This is a genomic window from Phytopseudomonas seleniipraecipitans (genome assembly GCF_900102335.1).
GTDB lineage: Bacteria > Pseudomonadota > Gammaproteobacteria > Pseudomonadales > Pseudomonadaceae > Aquipseudomonas > Aquipseudomonas seleniipraecipitans.
Genome location: NZ_FNBM01000001.1, coordinates 341,317 through 356,454 on the forward strand (window position 1 = coordinate 341,317; position 15,138 = coordinate 356,454).

General features: G+C 62.7%; 14 protein-coding genes and 2 pseudogenes. 9 read left to right on the plus strand and 7 right to left on the minus strand.

All coding sequences use genetic code 11. The features are described 5' to 3' along the window. The first annotated feature begins 42 nt into the window (after positions 1–42). Complete coding sequence (locus BLS60_RS01580; protein WP_092363882.1) at positions 43–1,047, plus strand: saccharopine dehydrogenase; 1,005 nt, start codon at positions 43–45, stop codon at positions 1,045–1,047. A 64-nt stretch (positions 1,048–1,111) separates the two neighbouring features. Here BLS60_RS01580 and BLS60_RS01585 read toward each other — a convergent pair whose 3' ends face one another. Then, entirely contained in the window at positions 1,112–2,926 is a 1,815-nt protein-coding gene (locus BLS60_RS01585; RefSeq protein ID WP_092363885.1) for a monovalent cation:proton antiporter-2 (CPA2) family protein, read from the minus strand. Positions 2,927–3,050: 124 nt separating this feature from the next. Then, positions 3,051–4,067 (minus strand): alpha/beta hydrolase, encoded by a 1,017-nt coding sequence (locus BLS60_RS01590; protein WP_092363888.1) that lies wholly within the window; start codon positions 4,065–4,067, stop codon positions 3,051–3,053. Positions 4,068–4,221: 154 nt separating this feature from the next. Between BLS60_RS01590 and BLS60_RS01595 the strand changes: the two genes are divergently transcribed. After that, positions 4,222–5,106, plus strand: coding sequence for a LysR family transcriptional regulator (locus tag BLS60_RS01595; RefSeq protein ID WP_092363891.1), 885 nt, complete (start codon positions 4,222–4,224; stop codon positions 5,104–5,106). A 69-nt stretch (positions 5,107–5,175) separates the two neighbouring features. On the opposite strand, the gene BLS60_RS01600 is transcribed toward BLS60_RS01595, so the two are convergent. Both BLS60_RS01600 and BLS60_RS01605 read right to left on the minus strand, forming a co-directional pair. Then, a complete protein-coding gene (locus tag BLS60_RS01600) occupies positions 5,176–6,048 on the minus strand; it encodes a phosphate/phosphite/phosphonate ABC transporter substrate-binding protein (RefSeq protein WP_092363895.1) in 873 nt (290 codons plus the stop codon). Then, on the minus strand, positions 6,036–8,360 hold the full coding sequence (locus BLS60_RS01605; RefSeq protein ID WP_092365253.1) for a putative bifunctional diguanylate cyclase/phosphodiesterase: 2,325 nt from the start codon (positions 8,358–8,360) through the stop codon (positions 6,036–6,038). Before BLS60_RS01605 ends, BLS60_RS01600 begins: the two co-directional genes overlap by 13 nt. A 210-nt stretch (positions 8,361–8,570) precedes the next feature. Between BLS60_RS01605 and BLS60_RS01610 the strand changes: the two genes are divergently transcribed. Further along, on the plus strand, positions 8,571–9,287 hold the full coding sequence (locus BLS60_RS01610; protein WP_092363898.1) for a tRNA (adenine(22)-N(1))-methyltransferase: 717 nt from the start codon (positions 8,571–8,573) through the stop codon (positions 9,285–9,287). Between the two features lie 46 nt (positions 9,288–9,333). Here the strand turns inward: BLS60_RS01610 and BLS60_RS01615 are convergent. Next, positions 9,334–9,571, minus strand: a pseudogene (locus tag BLS60_RS01615) (LysR substrate-binding domain-containing protein); the annotation flags it as partial. Here BLS60_RS01615 and BLS60_RS01620 point away from each other — a divergent pair. The 6 genes and pseudogenes from BLS60_RS01620 to BLS60_RS01645 form a co-directional block, all read left to right on the plus strand. Next, a pseudogene (locus BLS60_RS01620) lies at positions 9,567–9,770 on the plus strand (VOC family protein); the annotation flags it as partial. The pseudogenes BLS60_RS01615 and BLS60_RS01620 overlap by 5 nt on opposite strands. 11 nt (positions 9,771–9,781) lie before the next feature. Then, positions 9,782–10,153 (plus strand): glutathione S-transferase family protein, encoded by a 372-nt coding sequence (locus tag BLS60_RS01625; RefSeq protein WP_092363901.1) that lies wholly within the window; start codon positions 9,782–9,784, stop codon positions 10,151–10,153. A 268-nt stretch (positions 10,154–10,421) separates the two neighbouring features. Further along, complete coding sequence (locus BLS60_RS01630; protein WP_092363905.1) at positions 10,422–10,850, plus strand: DUF2231 domain-containing protein; 429 nt, start codon at positions 10,422–10,424, stop codon at positions 10,848–10,850. After that, complete coding sequence (locus tag BLS60_RS01635) at positions 10,847–12,139, plus strand: PQQ-dependent sugar dehydrogenase (RefSeq protein ID WP_092363908.1); 1,293 nt, start codon at positions 10,847–10,849, stop codon at positions 12,137–12,139. Before BLS60_RS01630 ends, BLS60_RS01635 begins: the two co-directional genes overlap by 4 nt. A gap of 203 nt (positions 12,140–12,342) precedes the next feature. Further along, the gene (locus BLS60_RS01640; RefSeq protein ID WP_092363911.1) at positions 12,343–13,167 is read left to right on the plus strand and encodes an AraC family transcriptional regulator; all 825 of its coding nucleotides are present in this window, start codon (positions 12,343–12,345) and stop codon (positions 13,165–13,167) included. A 49-nt stretch (positions 13,168–13,216) separates the two neighbouring features. After that, entirely contained in the window at positions 13,217–13,600 is a 384-nt protein-coding gene (locus BLS60_RS01645) for a cupin domain-containing protein (RefSeq protein WP_092363914.1), read from the plus strand. A 56-nt stretch (positions 13,601–13,656) separates the two neighbouring features. Here the strand turns inward: BLS60_RS01645 and BLS60_RS01650 are convergent, their stop codons facing one another. Then, on the minus strand, positions 13,657–14,733 hold the full coding sequence (locus BLS60_RS01650; RefSeq protein ID WP_092363916.1) for a polyamine ABC transporter substrate-binding protein: 1,077 nt from the start codon (positions 14,731–14,733) through the stop codon (positions 13,657–13,659). 41 nt (positions 14,734–14,774) lie between these two features. Continuing rightward, positions 14,775–15,116, minus strand: a complete 342-nt coding sequence (locus tag BLS60_RS01655) for a cupin domain-containing protein (protein ID WP_092363919.1) — start codon at positions 15,114–15,116, stop codon at positions 14,775–14,777. Between the last annotated feature and the right edge of the window lie 22 nt (positions 15,117–15,138).

A 15,138-nucleotide genomic window follows, 5' to 3' on the forward strand; every position in this document is an offset into this window, starting at 1 on the left:
AACCTACCTTTGGTAGGTAACGTCAATGTGAGGAGATTGATCATGGTACAGAATCCTGTCTTGCTCGTCGGTGGCTCCGGTGTGATCGGTGTGCAAACCGCGCAGTTGCTGAGAGCCCGCTACCCCAACTTGCCGCTGCTGATCGGCGCCCGCAATCTCGACAAGGCCAAGGAAGTGGCGCAACAGCTGGGCAACGCCGAAGCCCTGTGCATCGACCTGAACGCCGAAGACCTCGGCGTCGGGGAGCGGGCGATCAGTGCCGTGGCGGTGTTCTTCATGGACGAACGCATGACCACGCTGCGCTACGCATTGTCGCGGCGAGTGCCCTACGTGAGCATTTCTTCGGGGATTCAGGAAATGTCCCTGGAAGTTGCCTCCTACCTGCATGCGCGCGACGCTGCGCCGGTGGTGCTGGGTACCGAGTGGCTGGTCGGCGCCACGACCCTTCCTGTGCTGCATCTGGCGAAAACCTTCAAGCGCATCACTGATATCACGGTCGGTGCGCTGGTCGATGAACAGGACATCAGTGGCCCGACGACGCACGCGGACCTGGACCGGCTGGCCAAGATACATCCCGCGGCATTGGCTCGCCGTGATGGCGTGTTCTATTGGCGGCTCGGTGACGGCCCAGCGCCAAAATTCCGCGCCATCGATGGTATTGAAATTGACGCAGCACCGTTCTCGGCCTACGACGTGGCAGGGCTGGCGGCGGCGACCAATGCACCCAACATCCACTTCAATCTGGCGACTGCAGTGACCTCGTCACGCCGCCGTGGTGAGCCGGCATCGACGGAAATCATCATTGAACTGCGCGGCATCGATCATCAGGGCCAACCGCGCCAGACCCGCCATGCGGTATTCCACCCCGAGGGGCAGCGCAAGGTCACCGGCAGCGGGGTCGCCATGCTCATCGAGCGCATCCTCGGTCTGGAGGGCGAGCCGGTGCCTGAGCCCGGCCTGTATTTTCCTCACCAACTCATCGATACCCAGCGGTACCTCGATCGCCTTGGCGAGGTTGGCGGAGAACTGCTCGAACTGCAGCCGTGAGGAACTGCAAAGGCAGCGTCGGGTTACAACCCATCGCTATCCGGCAGCCCGGCTAGCCGCCTGTTCAGGCTTTCTGCTGGGCTGGGTCGGTGATGCGATCCTCATCGAACAGTCGGGATAATTCCAGCCGCGCCTCCTGGGCCGTTTGCAGCACTTTGGCGCGGTCTTCACGCACGGCGTGCTGAGCGGCGAGCAACTGTTCGTCGTGCTTGATGAACTGCTGGATCTTGTGTTCCACATCGGCAGCCTCAAGGCCCAGGCCTTCGAGGGCGCGCCGGGTGATTTCCAGGCTCGAATAGAGCATTTCGCGCACCGGCTCGGCGCCTGCATCGAGCAATTGATGCACATGCTGTCGATTGCGCGCGCGGGCGATGATTTTCAGGTGCGGATACAAGCGCTGCACCACGGCTGCCGTCCGGGTTGCCTGCTCGGCATCGTCTATGGCGATGATGAAATACTTCGCCTGGCCGACCTTGGCTGCGCTGAGGATTTCCGGCCGCGTCGGGTCGCCGTAGAACACCGGCACCTGCTCGAAGGAGCGGGTCATTTCGATGGTTTCGACCGAGGTATCCAACGCCACATAGGGAATGTCCTGAGCACGGAGGATGCGCGCAACGATCTGCCCCATCCGGCCCATACCGGCAATGACCACCTGCGGCCCGTCGCTCTCGATGGCCCTGAGATTTTCAGGGACGACCTTGGCCGGCTGCGGCCTGGTTTTCAGCCATTGGCTGATCGCCAGCAGCAGCAACGGGGTGATGGCCATGGACAGGGTGATGGTCATGACCAGCGTGTCGTAGCTGCGGCTATCGAGCAGGCCATTGTTCTGCGCCAGCTTGAACACCACGAAAGCAAACTCACCGCCAGCAGCGAGTACGGCGCCCAGGCGTAACGCCGACAGGGTTGGCAGGCCACCCAGGGTGCGCCCGAGCAGCATGAGCAATGGGAATTTGATGGACACCAGCAGCAAGGTTAGGCCGAGGATCAGCCCAGGTGACTCGAGCAGCAGGCTCAGGTTGGCGCCCATGCCTACGCTGATGAAGAACAGCCCCAGCAGCAGGCCTTTGAACGGCTCGATCTGCGATTCCAGTTCATGCCGATACTCAGAATCGGCGAGCAGCAAGCCTGCCAGGAACGCCCCGAGCGCCATGGAAACGCCTGCCGTTTCCATCAACCACGCCGTGCCGATGACCACCAGCAAGGCTGTAGCGGTGGAGACTTCCGGCAGCCCGGTCTTGGCGACGATACGAAACACCGGCCGTAGCAGGTAGCGGCCACCGATAACCACGATGGCAATGCTGCCGAATACCTTCAAACCGGCTACCAGCCCGCTGTCACCACCTTCTACGGCGCCGCCGATGGCCAGCAGTGGAACCAGCGCGATCAGCGGAATGGCGGCGATGTCCTGAAACAGCAGAATGGCGAACGCGAGACGGCCATGGGGGCTGTTCAACTGCCGGCTCTCCGCCAGGCTTTGCAGACCAAGCGCGGTAGACGACAGGGCAAGGCCCAGACCGAGCACCGCCGCAGTCGCCAGTGACTGACCGAACGCGACAACTGCCAACACGCCGATAATCAACCCGGTCACGGCCACCTGTGCAAGGCCGACGCCAAACACAGCTTTGCGCATTAGCCACAGGCGTTTCGGCGACAGCTCCAGGCCGATGATGAACAGCAGCAGCACGACACCCATTTCAGAGAAGTGAGCGACGCTTTCCGGGTCGCCGACCAACCGCAACACTTGCGGGCCGATGATTACCCCGGCCAGCAGGTACCCAAGCACCGCCCCCAGCTGCAGGCGTTTGGCGAGTGGGACGGTAATCACCGCGGCTAGCAGGAAGATTACCGAGGCCTGGAGAAGGCCGCCTTCATGGGGCATGTCGAGTTCCTTGTCATGACGAATCCCGGGCGCTGCCGGGCTGTAAGCATCTAGGCAGATGTGCGTGGCAAACGAGCACGTTCCCGACAGCGGGCCACGCCGCTGCGGGAAAGCACTCGGTCATTCAGTTCAGGTGAGCTTTCAGTTCACCGGCGGCCTGGCGCATGGCCGCCTTGACCTCGGGGATGTCGCTCAACGGGTTGAGCAGGCCGTAGTCGTGAATCATGCCGTTATACCGCACTGCCGTGACATCGACGCCTGCCGCATCCAGTTTTTGTGCGTAGGCCTCGCCTTCGTCGCGCAGCACGTCCAGGCCGGCGGTCTGTACCAGGGCTGGCGGCAGCCCCTTCAGCTGTTCAGCGCTCGCCCGCAGTGGAGAGGCATGGATCTCGGCACGTTGCTTGGGATCGGTGGTGTAGTTGTCCCAGAACCACTTCATCATCCCCGTAGTAAGGAAGTGCCCCTCGCTGTACTGACGGTACGACGCGGTGTCGAAGTTGGCGTCCGTGACCGGCCAGAGCAGCAGCTGGAAGCGCAGTTTGGGCGTGTTGCGCTCCTTGGCCATCAGGCTGACCACCGCTGCCATGTTGCCGCCCACGCTATTGCCTGCGACTGCCAGGCGGCTGCCGTCGACGCCAATTGCCTTGCCATTCTCCGCGACCCAGCGGGTTGCGGCGTAAGCCTGATTGATGGCGGTCGGGTATTTCGCTTCCGGCGATGGCGTGTAATCGACATACACCGCGACGGCGCCAGAGCCGACCACCAGATCACGGATCAGTCGAGCGTGGGTGGGGTAGTCGCCCAGTACCCAGCCGCCGCCATGGAAGAACATGAACGCAGGCAGGTCGCCGGTCTGCTTCTCGGGGCGAACGATGGTCAGTTTGATGGTCTGGCCATCGGCGTTGATGCTGCGCTCGCTGACGTCGGTGCCGGACAGGTCCACGTTGACCGAGGCCTGGGCACCGGTCAGAACGGCACGCGCCTCTGTCGGGCTCATCTGCTCGATTGGCTTGCCGCCGCCGGCGTTAAGCGCATTCAGAAAGGCCTGGGTCTGGTGCTCGGCGACCGGCTCGGCGGCATAGGCATTGCCGATGGAGACGGCGAGCGCAAGGGCGGTCAGGGTGGTTCTCATGGCGTTCATCGCAAGTTCCTTCAAGGCGTGGGGTTCTAGTGAGTAGCAGCAGTGCCGGTAAGCGTTGGCCTGTACCAGCGGTATGGACGCTACTTTAGAGCTGGCCTTGATTAGGGACAATTGCCTAAAATAGGGAATCATTGATTCTTAATTGGAAACAGTCGTGGACCGTATCGATTGCATGCGCACCTTTGTGGCCACGGTAAATGCCAATGGCTTTGCGGCAGCGGCTCGGGTGTTGGCGGTGCCGCGCTCGAAGGTCAGCAAGCAGATCCAGGCGCTTGAAGAAGCGCTCGGTGTACAGCTGCTGTTGCGCACCACCCGTAGCCTGCACCTGACGGAAGCCGGCAGTGATTACTACGACGCCTGCCGCGAGCTGCTCGCCTCGCTGGATGAAGCGGAGCAACGGGCACGCAGCGGGCTGGCCGAAACCCAGGGCGTGCTGAGGATCAATGCGCCGATGTCGTTCGGGTTGTGTCGGCTTGGGCCGCTGATCCCGACGTTTCACAAGCTGCACCCGAAGGTCGAGCTGCAACTGGTGTTCAGTGACCAGCAGGTTGACCCGGTGAAGGGCGGCTTCGATGTGACGATCCGTATCGCCAGCCTGGCGGACTCATCGCTGGTGGCCCGGCACCTGGCTCCCGCGCCGCGCGTGCTGGTCGCCTCGCCCGGTTATCTGGAGGCCCACGGCACGCCACGGGTGCCGCGAGATCTGGCGGCTCACCAATGCCTCAATTACGGCTACCTGCAAGGTGGCGTCAGCCTGCAGCTGAGCAACGGACGAGAGACGCAGAGCGTGCTGGTAACGGGGCCGTTGCATGCCAATAACGGTGACCTTCTCGCCCAGGCGGCTGAGGCGGGTATGGGCATTGCGCTGCTGCCGACATTCATCGTCGAGAAAGCGCTTGAAGAGGGCCGCTTGGTCGCGGTGATGTGCGACTGGCACGCGCCGCCCATTTCCATCAATGCGGTCTATCCCTCGGCCCGCCGAGTGCCATTGAAAACGCGGGTTTTCCTGGATTTTCTCGCCGAGCAGTTGCGCACTTGAACCACGCGGCCTGACGCTGATACCGCCCGCTGACCTGCTATCGGGCTGATGACCGCAACGCTACCCGTCTCAGCGTGTCGGCGTGTTTTGCATCAGGCGTTGCAACGGCGCGTATTCGACATGGCTGACAGGCGTTATACCCGAAGCATTCTGGGACGCCAGGAAGGCGGCAAGGCCTTCCGGCTCGGTGAGCATGGCGGTCCGAATACGCGCTTTCAGTTCGGGGCACAGGCTGCCGCTGAAAACGTAGGGGTCGTAATAGATCGGCTCGGAGCGCCACAGCACATTGAACGTGTCGCGCTCGATCTTGGCGCTGCTCAGGTAATCGTCTGCACGCACACTGGCGACAAACGCGGCATCGACCTTGCCGTCGAGCAGGGCGTCCAACGATTTGTCGTGCGAGCCGGTGTAGATCACGGTCGCGAAGAAATCCGCCAGCGCTGCGCCTTGTTGGGCGCTGAACTCGACGTTGGGCACCAAGCTCCCGGAGGTACTGGCCGGATCGCTCAGGGCGACACGCTTGCCGCGCAGTGCGGCCAGGTCGGCAGCGGTTTCTCGGCGTGCCAGCAGCAACGCCTGGTAATGGTGCCCGGCGGGTGTGAAGTAGCCGCGGTTGATGGTCAGGCTGGCGAACGGCTCGATACGTAGGTCGCGCTGGTGGGCCAGCAGGTAGGACGCCGGGCCCAGCCAGGCGATATCCACGCCACCGGAGACGATGGCGTCGACCACGCTTTCATATGAAGAAGCCGGAACGATCTCCACCGCCATGTTCACGGCCGCGCGCAAACGATCGATCAATGGCTGATGTTCCTCAATCAGCACAGCCATGCTCTTTTTGGGGATTACCCCAATCCGCAGGCCGTGCTGCGAACACTGGGCCTGCACCTGGGTGGTCAGGGACCAGGCCAGCAACAGGCCGAACAGCAATTTCAGGGCTCGCATGGCAGCTCCGCAGCGTTGCTGAAAGGGGCGTATTCGCGCAGTTGCGCGGAGGTCAGCGGGCGGCTGAAGTGGTAGCCCTGCGCCAGATCACAGCCTGCCAAGCGGAGGCATACCAGTTGCTCGCGTGTTTCCACGCCCTCGGCGACGACCTCCAGCCCCAGGCGTTTGGCGAGGATGATGGTGGAGGTGACGATAGGGCTGTCGTCGTGGCTGTTGGAGAGCTGGGCGATCATCGTTCGGTCGATTTTCAGGCGGTTGAGCGGCAGTGCCTGCAAGTGCGAGAACCCGGCGTATCCCTGACCAAAATCGTCCAGGCTGATACTCAGGCCGGCGGCCCGCAGCCGGGTGAGGTTTTCGATCGCCTGGCCTTCATAATCCAGCACGGCGGTCTCGGTTATTTCCAACTCCAGGCTGTTCTCGCGGATGCCGTAACGCTGCAGCTCTTGCAGCAGACGGTGACTGAAGTCGGCATGGCGCAGTTGCAGCGGCGAGACATTCACCGCCAGCCAGGCCTGTACCCCCAGCGCGTTCCAGCGAGCCAGTTCCTCACAGGCCAGGCGTAAAACCTCCCAGCCCAGCGCCACGATGAAGCCGCTGCGTTCGGCCAGAGGAATGAAACGGTCCGGGTAGAGCAGGCCGAATTCGGGATGTTGCCAGCGCACCAGCGCCTCGTAGCCCTCGACGCGCATCGAGTCGAGACGGATCTGCGGTTGATAGTGCAGAACGAACTGGCGCTCCTTCAGCGCCTGGCCGAACGCCTGCTCCAGCGAGAACTCTTCGATATCCACCTTGTTCAGCGACGGGTCGAAGAAGCGGTACTGCCCGCGCCCGGCCTGCTTGGCCGAGTACATCGCCGCGTCGGCGCAGCGGATCAGCTCGTCGACGGCCTGCCCATCGCGCGGGCAAATGCTCACGCCAATGCTGGGGCTGGTGTTCAGCTCATGTTCGTCGAGGGAGAACGTCTCCGAGAGCTTGTTCACCAGGGCGCGTACCCAGGCGCGTATCTGTTCCTCGCTGCGCTCGCCGGCCAACAGCACCACGAATTCGTCGCCACCAAAGCGCGACGCTTCATCGCCCGGCTCCAGAGCACGGCTGATGCGGCCCGCTACCGCCTGCAAAAGCAGGTCTCCAACCTTGTGGCCGAGGGAGTCGTTGATCGACTTGAAGCGGTCCATGTCGATGAACAGCATGGCCATCAGGCGCCGCTTGCCGCGCTGCTCCGCCAGCACCCGCGCGGCCACTTCCATGAACTGTCGGCGGTTGTGCAGGCCGCTGAGGTGGTCGGTGGCGGCGGCGTGGCTGCTGCGTCGGTGCTCCTCTTCCAGGCGGTGGATCAGTTGCTGGTTGATCTGCTGGGCGTGTTCCAGGGCGCTGAAGGCCTCCTGGCGCCTGCCGAGCGCACGCCAGGTCCAGAACAGCCCGGTGAGAATCAGCAGCGTCATGCCCACGTTCAACCATAATTGCCGCGCGTAGGTGAGCTGCGAGGGGGCGAGAATTTCCTCTTTGCGCTGGCTCATGGTGATGCTGAAACCGCGTTGTGGCACGCGGCGGTACAGGCTCTGGTACTCGTCGCCGGCACTGAACTGGGTGTGCTTGCCGGACAGTGCCGTGCCAGCCGGCAGACCGGGGCTCAGTGGTGAGCCCGCTACCACTACGCCACTGCTGCTGACACGCAGGCGCTCTTGCCCTTCAGCGTCGAGCAGGCGCATCAAGCCGCTGCCGCCGAGGTCGATGTTCTGGATCAGCACGGCCAGATAACCAATATCCAGCTGCACCAGCAGGACGCCATCGAGCGTGTCTGTTGCCGGGTTACTCAGCGGTAGCAGAAAGGGCAGGCGCCAGTGGGGCTGAAGAGAGGCCGGTGAATCGATCTCCTCGAGCGGCAGGAGTGGTTTGAAGCCATATTGAGCGATGTGTTCGTGCAGGCGTGACAGCCATTGCTCGGGCAGCTGCGCAGGCTCGTCGCTGTGGCTGGAGGACAGTTCCTGACCGGCGCTGTCGTAGAGGCTCATGCGCTTGAGCACTGGGTCTTCGGCGAGCATTCGCACCAGGCTCCAGTGGCTTTGCCCGGGGTCACGCAGGTCGATCTGCGCGACTCGGCCGATCGCCTGCGCGCGATCCACCAGTTGCGTGAGGTTTTCCGCGGCCATGGTCGACAGGTTCAGGTGCTCGGCAACCTTGGCCGCGAGAGCGTCTTGCTCGGAGGTGGCTTGCTGCTGGAAGTACAGGCCCCAGAGAAAAACCAGGGTGGTGGCGCACAACGACAGCAGCAGGAGCTGCAAAAAGATCAGGGATGATAAAAAACGCCGGATCGTCACTGCTCATCCCCGCTAATCGATAGTGGCAAATTAATGTCATTGGATGACAGTTTGGTGACAGGGAATGGGCCCGCGAGGTAAGCGCCGAAATGGTGGATGACGCGCACGCGCGCTCGCGGCCATTTGAAATGCGCCCGCAGGCTCGCCACAATCGCCGCCCACGCGGCCCGTAGAGGTCGATGTCTTCGCAGAGAGGGGCGGCAGTTGAGCCAACAGGTTTTGTCCAAACGCCTGGAGCGGGTGGCCGCGCAGGTGCCAGCGAATGCTCGGCTGGCCGATATCGGCTCGGATCACGGGTACCTGCCGGTAGCGTTGGTAAACCGTGGCGTTATTGCGACTGCGGTGGCCGGTGAGGCCGCGCTGACGCCTTATCGTGCGGCTCAACGCAGCGTTCGCGAGCACGGTCTTGAGCAGCGAATCAGCGTGCGCCTGGCGGATGGCCTGGCGGCAATCGAAGCGGGCGACGGCATTACCGCGGTCAGCCTGTGTGGAATGGGCGGGGAGACCATTCGCGACATTCTCGAGTGCGGCAAAGCCCGTTTGAGCGGCGAAGAGCGCCTGATCCTGCAGCCCAACGGCGGTGAGCAACCGTTGCGCCACTGGCTGATGGACAACGGCTACTGCATCGTCCACGAGGAAGTGCTACGCGAAAATCGCTTCTTTTACGAAATCATCGTCGCCGAGCCCCGCGGGCCAGTGAGTTACACGGCTGGGGAGCTCTACTTCGGCCCTTTGCAACTGCAGGAGCGCAGCCCTGCGTTTCTGGCCAAGTGGCAACGCCTGTTGCGCCTCAAGCAGCGGACCCTGACCAACCTTGCTCAAGCGCGGCAGGCGGTACCCGAGGCGAAGGCGCAAGTCCTCGCGCAGCAGGTGCGCTGGATAGCCGATTTGCTGGCAGGCGAGCCGGGTTCGGCGGATTAGCTCTGCGGCCCTCCATGCGACTTTTATTTGCCAGCTGGATCAGGGATCAGTTGCTCAGTTGTGGGCAGGCCCATTCAACGAAGGCGCGAACCCGTGGCGATAATTGCAGGGTGTGGGGATAGACCCGTTGAATCGGCAGGTCCGCCGGTTCGAAGGCCTCGAGAACTCTCACCAGGCTGCCGTCAGAAAGCTCGTCGGCCACCTGATATTGCATCAGTCGGGTGATGCCGACACCCGTGCACACACGCCAGGCTGGCGGCCCTGATCTGGTTGCACACCAACCTGATCTTCAATGGTGTGCGCGTTCCCCGCGCTCGCAACGCCTTGCTGGATGTACCGCTCAAACTGCCCGGCATGACCCACCCGGCGTTCATCGTCGACGATCTCAAGGCGCTGCAGCATTGGCTGGAAGCGCAGGGAATCCTCATCACCGAGGGGCCGCACCACATCGGCCCCCGGCGCATCGCGCTGTTCATCCGCTAAGGAGACGCCGCATGAAACTCCATGATCTCGATGCTTCTGGTAACTGCTACAAGGTCCGTCTGTTTGCTGCGCTGGCCAACATCGAGTTGGATATCGAAGCGGTAGACATGGCCAACGGCGCGCACAAGCAGCCGACGATAGTCGACCTGAACCCGCTGGGGCAGCTGCCTATCCTGCAGGATGGCAAGCACGTGCTGCGCGACTCCCAGTCCATTCTCGTCTACCTGGCTGGGGCCTACGGCGGTCTGGCCTGGTGGCCGGCGCATCCACAGGGCCAGGCAGAAATCGTTCAGTGGCTGGCGTCTGCCGCTAACCCCGTACCGCATTTGGCGCGCTGGATGCAGCGCATCGAAGAGCTGCCGGGCTATCTGCCCAAGCCCTGATCCGGGCTGCTGCTTGCGCGGATGATGCCGCAGTATCGCGGCTGTAAACGAGTGGCAGACTGGTGCGGTTGCGCTTCAGACTGCCCTGCATCGACCAGCGCTCCGCTTAGGGGGATCGCCGTTTTGCAAAATATTTCGGCCCAGAAATGGAGGTGAACTAACGCTCGGCGCTCACGATCCGTTTCTATGCGCAGTCAGCGCGAGCCTGAGGGGCCGATGCATCCGCGCCGAGCCTTAGTCCAGGGTTGCTGAATGATAAGGAGCCGCCGTGACCGTTACCGCCCACCCCGTCTATCGACATACGCCAAGCCCGCTGCATGCGATCTTGCTTGGCGGCACTGTCCCCCTGTTTCTCGGCGCCTTGCTGAGTGACATCGCCTACTACAAGACCTTCCAGATTCAGTGGAGCAACTTCGCCTCCTGGCTGATCGCCGGCGGCCTGCTGTTCGCCGGCCTCGCGCTGTTGTTCGCGCTGGCCAACCTGATCCGCGCCGACCACAAGTCGGGGCGCCCGGTCATGTATTTCCTGTTGCTGCTGATCACCTGGGTGCTCGGGTTGGTCAACGCTTTCGAACACGCGAAAGATGCGTGGGCGATCATGCCGGCCAGCCTGGTGCTGTCGGTGATCACCACCGTGCTGATCAGCATTACCGCCTGGATTGGCCTCAGCAACCTGCGTTCGGGAGGCGAGCGATGAGAACTGCACGTGCACTGACAACCTTGAGCGTGGCGCTGTTGCTGAGCGCCTGTGGTGGCGAAGCGGAAACAACGCTGGACCGCGGCCCCGATCCCAAGCTGCCGGACCCGCAGCGCGGCCTGCTGCCCAGCATGAAAATCGCCGAGCCGGCAGAGTGGGGCGATCAGAAGCCCACAGTGCCGGACGGTTTCAGCGTGACGGCCATCGCCACCGACCTGAAGATCCCACGCCAGACCCTGGTGCTGCCCAATGGCGACATCCTGGTGGCCGAAGGCCGCGGTGGCAACGCCGCCAAGCTCAAGCCCAAGGACGTGATTGCCGGCTATATCAAGGCCCAGGGCAACACCCAGGTCAAAGGTGGTAATCGCCTGACCTTGCTGCGTGACGCCGACGGCGATGGCACTTACGAGACGCAGGCGGTATTCGCCGACAACCTGAATGCGCCGTATGGTCTGGCCTTCTTCGAAGGCAAGCTCTACGTGGCCAACCAGGATGCGCTGGTCAGCTTCGATTATCAGGATGGCCAGACTGAAGCCGGCAGCCCGCCAACCACGGTCACCAAACTGCCCTCCGAGATCAACCACCATTGGACCAAGGCGCTGACCATCAGCCCCGACGGTCGCTATCTGTATGTGGGCATCGGCTCCAACAGCAATATCGGCGAGCGCGGCATGGAAGTCGAAGCGGACCGCGCACTGGTCTGGCAGATCGACGCCGAGACGGGCGCGCACAAGCCGTATGCGACTGGCCTGCGTAACCCGACGGCGCTGACCATCCAGCCGGAAACCGGGCAGTTGTGGGCGGTGGTCAACGAGCGCGACGAGCTGGGGCCTGACCTGGTACCCGACTACCTGACCTCCGTGCAGGAAGGCAAGTTCTACGGCTGGCCTTATAGCTACTGGGGCACCACCGTGGACACTCGCGTAAAACCCGGCAACCCGGACAAGGCGGCAAGCGCCATCAAACCGGATTACAGCCTGGGCTCCCACGTCGCCGCACTGGGCGTCGACTTCTCCATACCGGAGATGGGCGAGCAGTTCGCCAACGGTGTGTTCGTCGGCGAGCATGGCAGCTGGAACCGCAAGGACCCCGTCGGCTACAAGGTAATCTTCGTGCCATTCGACGCAGGGCGCCCTGCTGGCGAGCCGATCGACTTCGCCACCGGCTTCCGCGATGACAACGGCAAAACCCGTGGCCGCCCGGTTGGCGTCACCGTCGACCCGAAAGGCGCGCTGATCATCGCCGACGATCTCGCCAACACCGTGTGGCGCGTGACCCGCGATCAGTAACCCATGACCCGAGGCGGGCAATCCGCCTCGGGAGTTATCGGCAAGGCTACCGCTCACCCCGACAGGGGTTTCCTGCGAATGCCAGGTTGCCTGCCAACGCTGCTTATCGGCCTTGGCTACTCTCCGACTCAAGTATCGAAAGACTTCCTCCCCAAGGCGATTTACTGTTGTTGCGTTAGCCGTGCGACAGGAGAGAGCGGGCAATGGGCATGACGATCAACGGCCGCGACTGGGTGCTGCGCAGCCGCGCGCCGGGCCGGGTGGAGCGCATCGAGGCGTTTTTCAGCGGTCACGGGTACGATCCGCATCGCCATGATTCCTACGCGATTGGCCGCACGCTGTCCGGGGTGCAGAGCTTTTGTTACCGGCGCGCGATGCGTCATAGCGTTCCGGGCGGCACACTGGTCCTGCACCCGGATGAGCTGCACGATGGTATGGCGGGTACCGAGGACGGTTTTCGCTACCGCATGCTGTACATCGATCCGGTGCTGATCCAGCAGGTTCTGGGTGGTAAGCCGCTGCCTTTTGTTGCGGGCGGGTTGTCCGATGATGTGCGCCTGCAACGCGCCATCGGGGCATTCATGCAGGCGGTGGATCACCCCCTTGAGGCGCTCGAGGAGGATGACGCGATCTACGACCTGGCGCACGCACTCAACGCCGTCGCTGGCACCAGGCGTGGTCGCCGCGCGTTCGATTATCCGGCAGCACAACGCGCCCGCGAGTACATCCACAGTCGCAACGGCGCGAGCATTACCCTGGAGGAGCTGGAGCATGTCAGCGGGCGCGACCGTTGGAGCCTTTCCCGGGACTTTCGCGCGTTGTTCGGCACCAGCCCTTACCGCTACGTGACGATGCGTCGACTGGATCGCTGCCGCGAGCTGGCGTTGGCGGGGATCGGCTTGGCCGATGCGGCGTTGATTGCTGGCTTTTTCGACCAGAGCCACATGACACGTCATTTCGTCAGCAGCTTCGGCCTGCCGCCGTCGCGCTGGCTGGGCATGGTGAAGTTGCAGGATCGTACAAGATAGCGCTCGCGGCTCCTCGCTAAGGTGATGAAAACCAACCGAGGAGTCTCTTGTGAGCCAGCCGACCCCATCCACCCAGCACGCCATCAACCTGATCCGCAAACTCGATCTGCTCGCCGAGCAATGGCAACCTCGCGTGGTCGCGGAAATGAACGACTACCAATTCAAGGTGGCGCGCCTGCAGGGCGATTTCATCTGGCATTCCCATGCCGAAACCGACGAAGCCTTCCTGGTTCTTGATGGCACGTTGCGCCTGGATTTTCGTGACGGATCGGTGACGCTTGGCAGCGGCGAGCTGTACGTGGTGCCCAAAGGTGTCGAGCACAAGCCTTGCGCCGAGGAAGAGGTCAAGCTGCTGCTCATCGAACCACGGGGTGTATTGAATACCGGTGAACAGGGCGGCGAGCGTACGGCGCTCAATGACCTCTGGATCTGAGCGCGAGGCCAGGCGTTCATTGCGAACGCCTGGCCTCCACCGTTACGTAAGCTGCCTCAGGTGCCGCTCTTCACTTTCGTCCAGATCCGCGTGCGGATGCGGTCAACCTTCAGCGGCATGGCTTCCAATGCGTAGAGCTTTTCCATGACGTCATCGGGCGGGTAGACGGTGGGGTCTGCCTTGAGGGCCGGGTCGACCAGGCTGTCGGCCTTGCTGTTGCCGTTGGCGTAGTGCACATGGTCGCTGATGCCGGCGATTACCTTGGGCTCAAGCAGGTAGTTCATGAAGGCGTAGGCGGCCTTCTCGTTGGGCGCGTCCTTGGGGATGGCGACCATGTCGAACCACATCGGCGCGCCTTCCTTGGGAATCACGTAGGCGATGTCGACGCCATTGCCGGCCTCTTTCGCGCGGGCGCTGGCCTGCATGATGTCGCCGGAGAAACCGACCGCCATGCACACGTCGCCGTTGGCCAGTTCACCCACGTACTTGGAGGAGTGAAAATAGGCGACGTTCTTGCGCATCTCCATCAGCAGTGCTTCGGCTTTCTTGTAGTCCTCCGGGTTCTGGCTGTGGTGCGGCAGCCCCAGGTAATGCAGGGCGATGGGCAGCATTTCCGGGCCATTGTCGAGAATCGCCACGCCGCATTTGCTCAGCTTGGCCATCAGCTCGGGCTTGAAGATCAGGTCCCAGGAGTCCAGCGGCACGTCGTCGCCGAGCACCGCCTTGACCTTCTCGACGTTGTAGCCGATGCCGGTGCTGCCCCACAGATAGGGGAAGCCGTGCTGGTTGCCCGGGTCGTTACCCTCCAGGGCCTTGAGCAGCGTCGGGTTGAGGTTCTGCCAGTTGGGCAGTTGGCTCTTGTCCAGCTGCTTGAGCGCGCCGCCCTGGATCTGTCGAGCCATGAAGTGGTTGGAGGGAAACACCACGTCGTAGCCGGAGCGCCCGGCCATCAGCTTGGCATCGAGGGTTTCGTTGCTGTCGTAGACGTCGTAGTGGGGCGTGACGCCGCTGGCCTGCTGGAAGTTCTTCAGCGTGTCGGGGGCGATGTAGTCCGTCCAGTTGTAGATGCGCACGTCTTGCGCCGCCTGGCTGACCGAGGCGACGAGCATCAGCGGGATGAGCGATTTCAGCATGAGAGACCTCAACGATTGTTGTGATGTTTTGGAGGCAGCAGTCAGAAAATCAGTACATAGGTTTTGCGCAGCGTTTCTTGTATGTCCCAGATCCCCGTTGTATTTGCCGGAAAGAGGATTGCGTCGCCGGCCTTGATGTCGATGGGCTCGCCCACGTCGGGAATGAAGGTGCAGCGCCCGGCGATGAAGTGGCAGAACTCCTGTTGCACGATCTGTCGGCGCCAGCGCCCCGGTGTGCATTCCCATATGCCGGTTTCCACGCCGTCGTCGCGCTCCACGCACGTTACCGAGGTGATGGCGGCAGGCTCGCTGAGCGGGACCGCGACCGGGTTGTGTTCGTCGAGTGCGACGCTGGCGGTATTACGAAAATGCGTGATGGTCATGGCATGCAACCTGAATGTCGGA

Coding starts and splice junctions, on each gene's coding strand:
- BLS60_RS01580 (WP_092363882.1), top strand. CDS start 43: ATGGTACAGAATCCTGTCTTGCTCGTCGGTGGCTCCGGTGTGATCGGT.
- BLS60_RS01635 (WP_092363908.1), top strand. CDS start 10,847: ATGAGAACTGCACGTGCACTGACAACCTTGAGCGTGGCGCTGTTGCTG.
- BLS60_RS01640 (WP_092363911.1), top strand. CDS start 12,343: ATGGGCATGACGATCAACGGCCGCGACTGGGTGCTGCGCAGCCGCGCG.
- BLS60_RS01625 (WP_092363901.1), top strand. CDS start 9,782: ATGAAACTCCATGATCTCGATGCTTCTGGTAACTGCTACAAGGTCCGT.
- BLS60_RS01650 (WP_092363916.1), bottom strand. CDS start 14,733: ATGCTGAAATCGCTCATCCCGCTGATGCTCGTCGCCTCGGTCAGCCAG.
- BLS60_RS01590 (WP_092363888.1), bottom strand. CDS start 4,067: ATGAACGCCATGAGAACCACCCTGACCGCCCTTGCGCTCGCCGTCTCC.
- BLS60_RS01600 (WP_092363895.1), bottom strand. CDS start 6,048: ATGCGAGCCCTGAAATTGCTGTTCGGCCTGTTGCTGGCCTGGTCCCTG.
- BLS60_RS01655 (WP_092363919.1), bottom strand. CDS start 15,116: ATGACCATCACGCATTTTCGTAATACCGCCAGCGTCGCACTCGACGAA.
- BLS60_RS01585 (WP_092363885.1), bottom strand. CDS start 2,926: ATGCCCCATGAAGGCGGCCTTCTCCAGGCCTCGGTAATCTTCCTGCTA.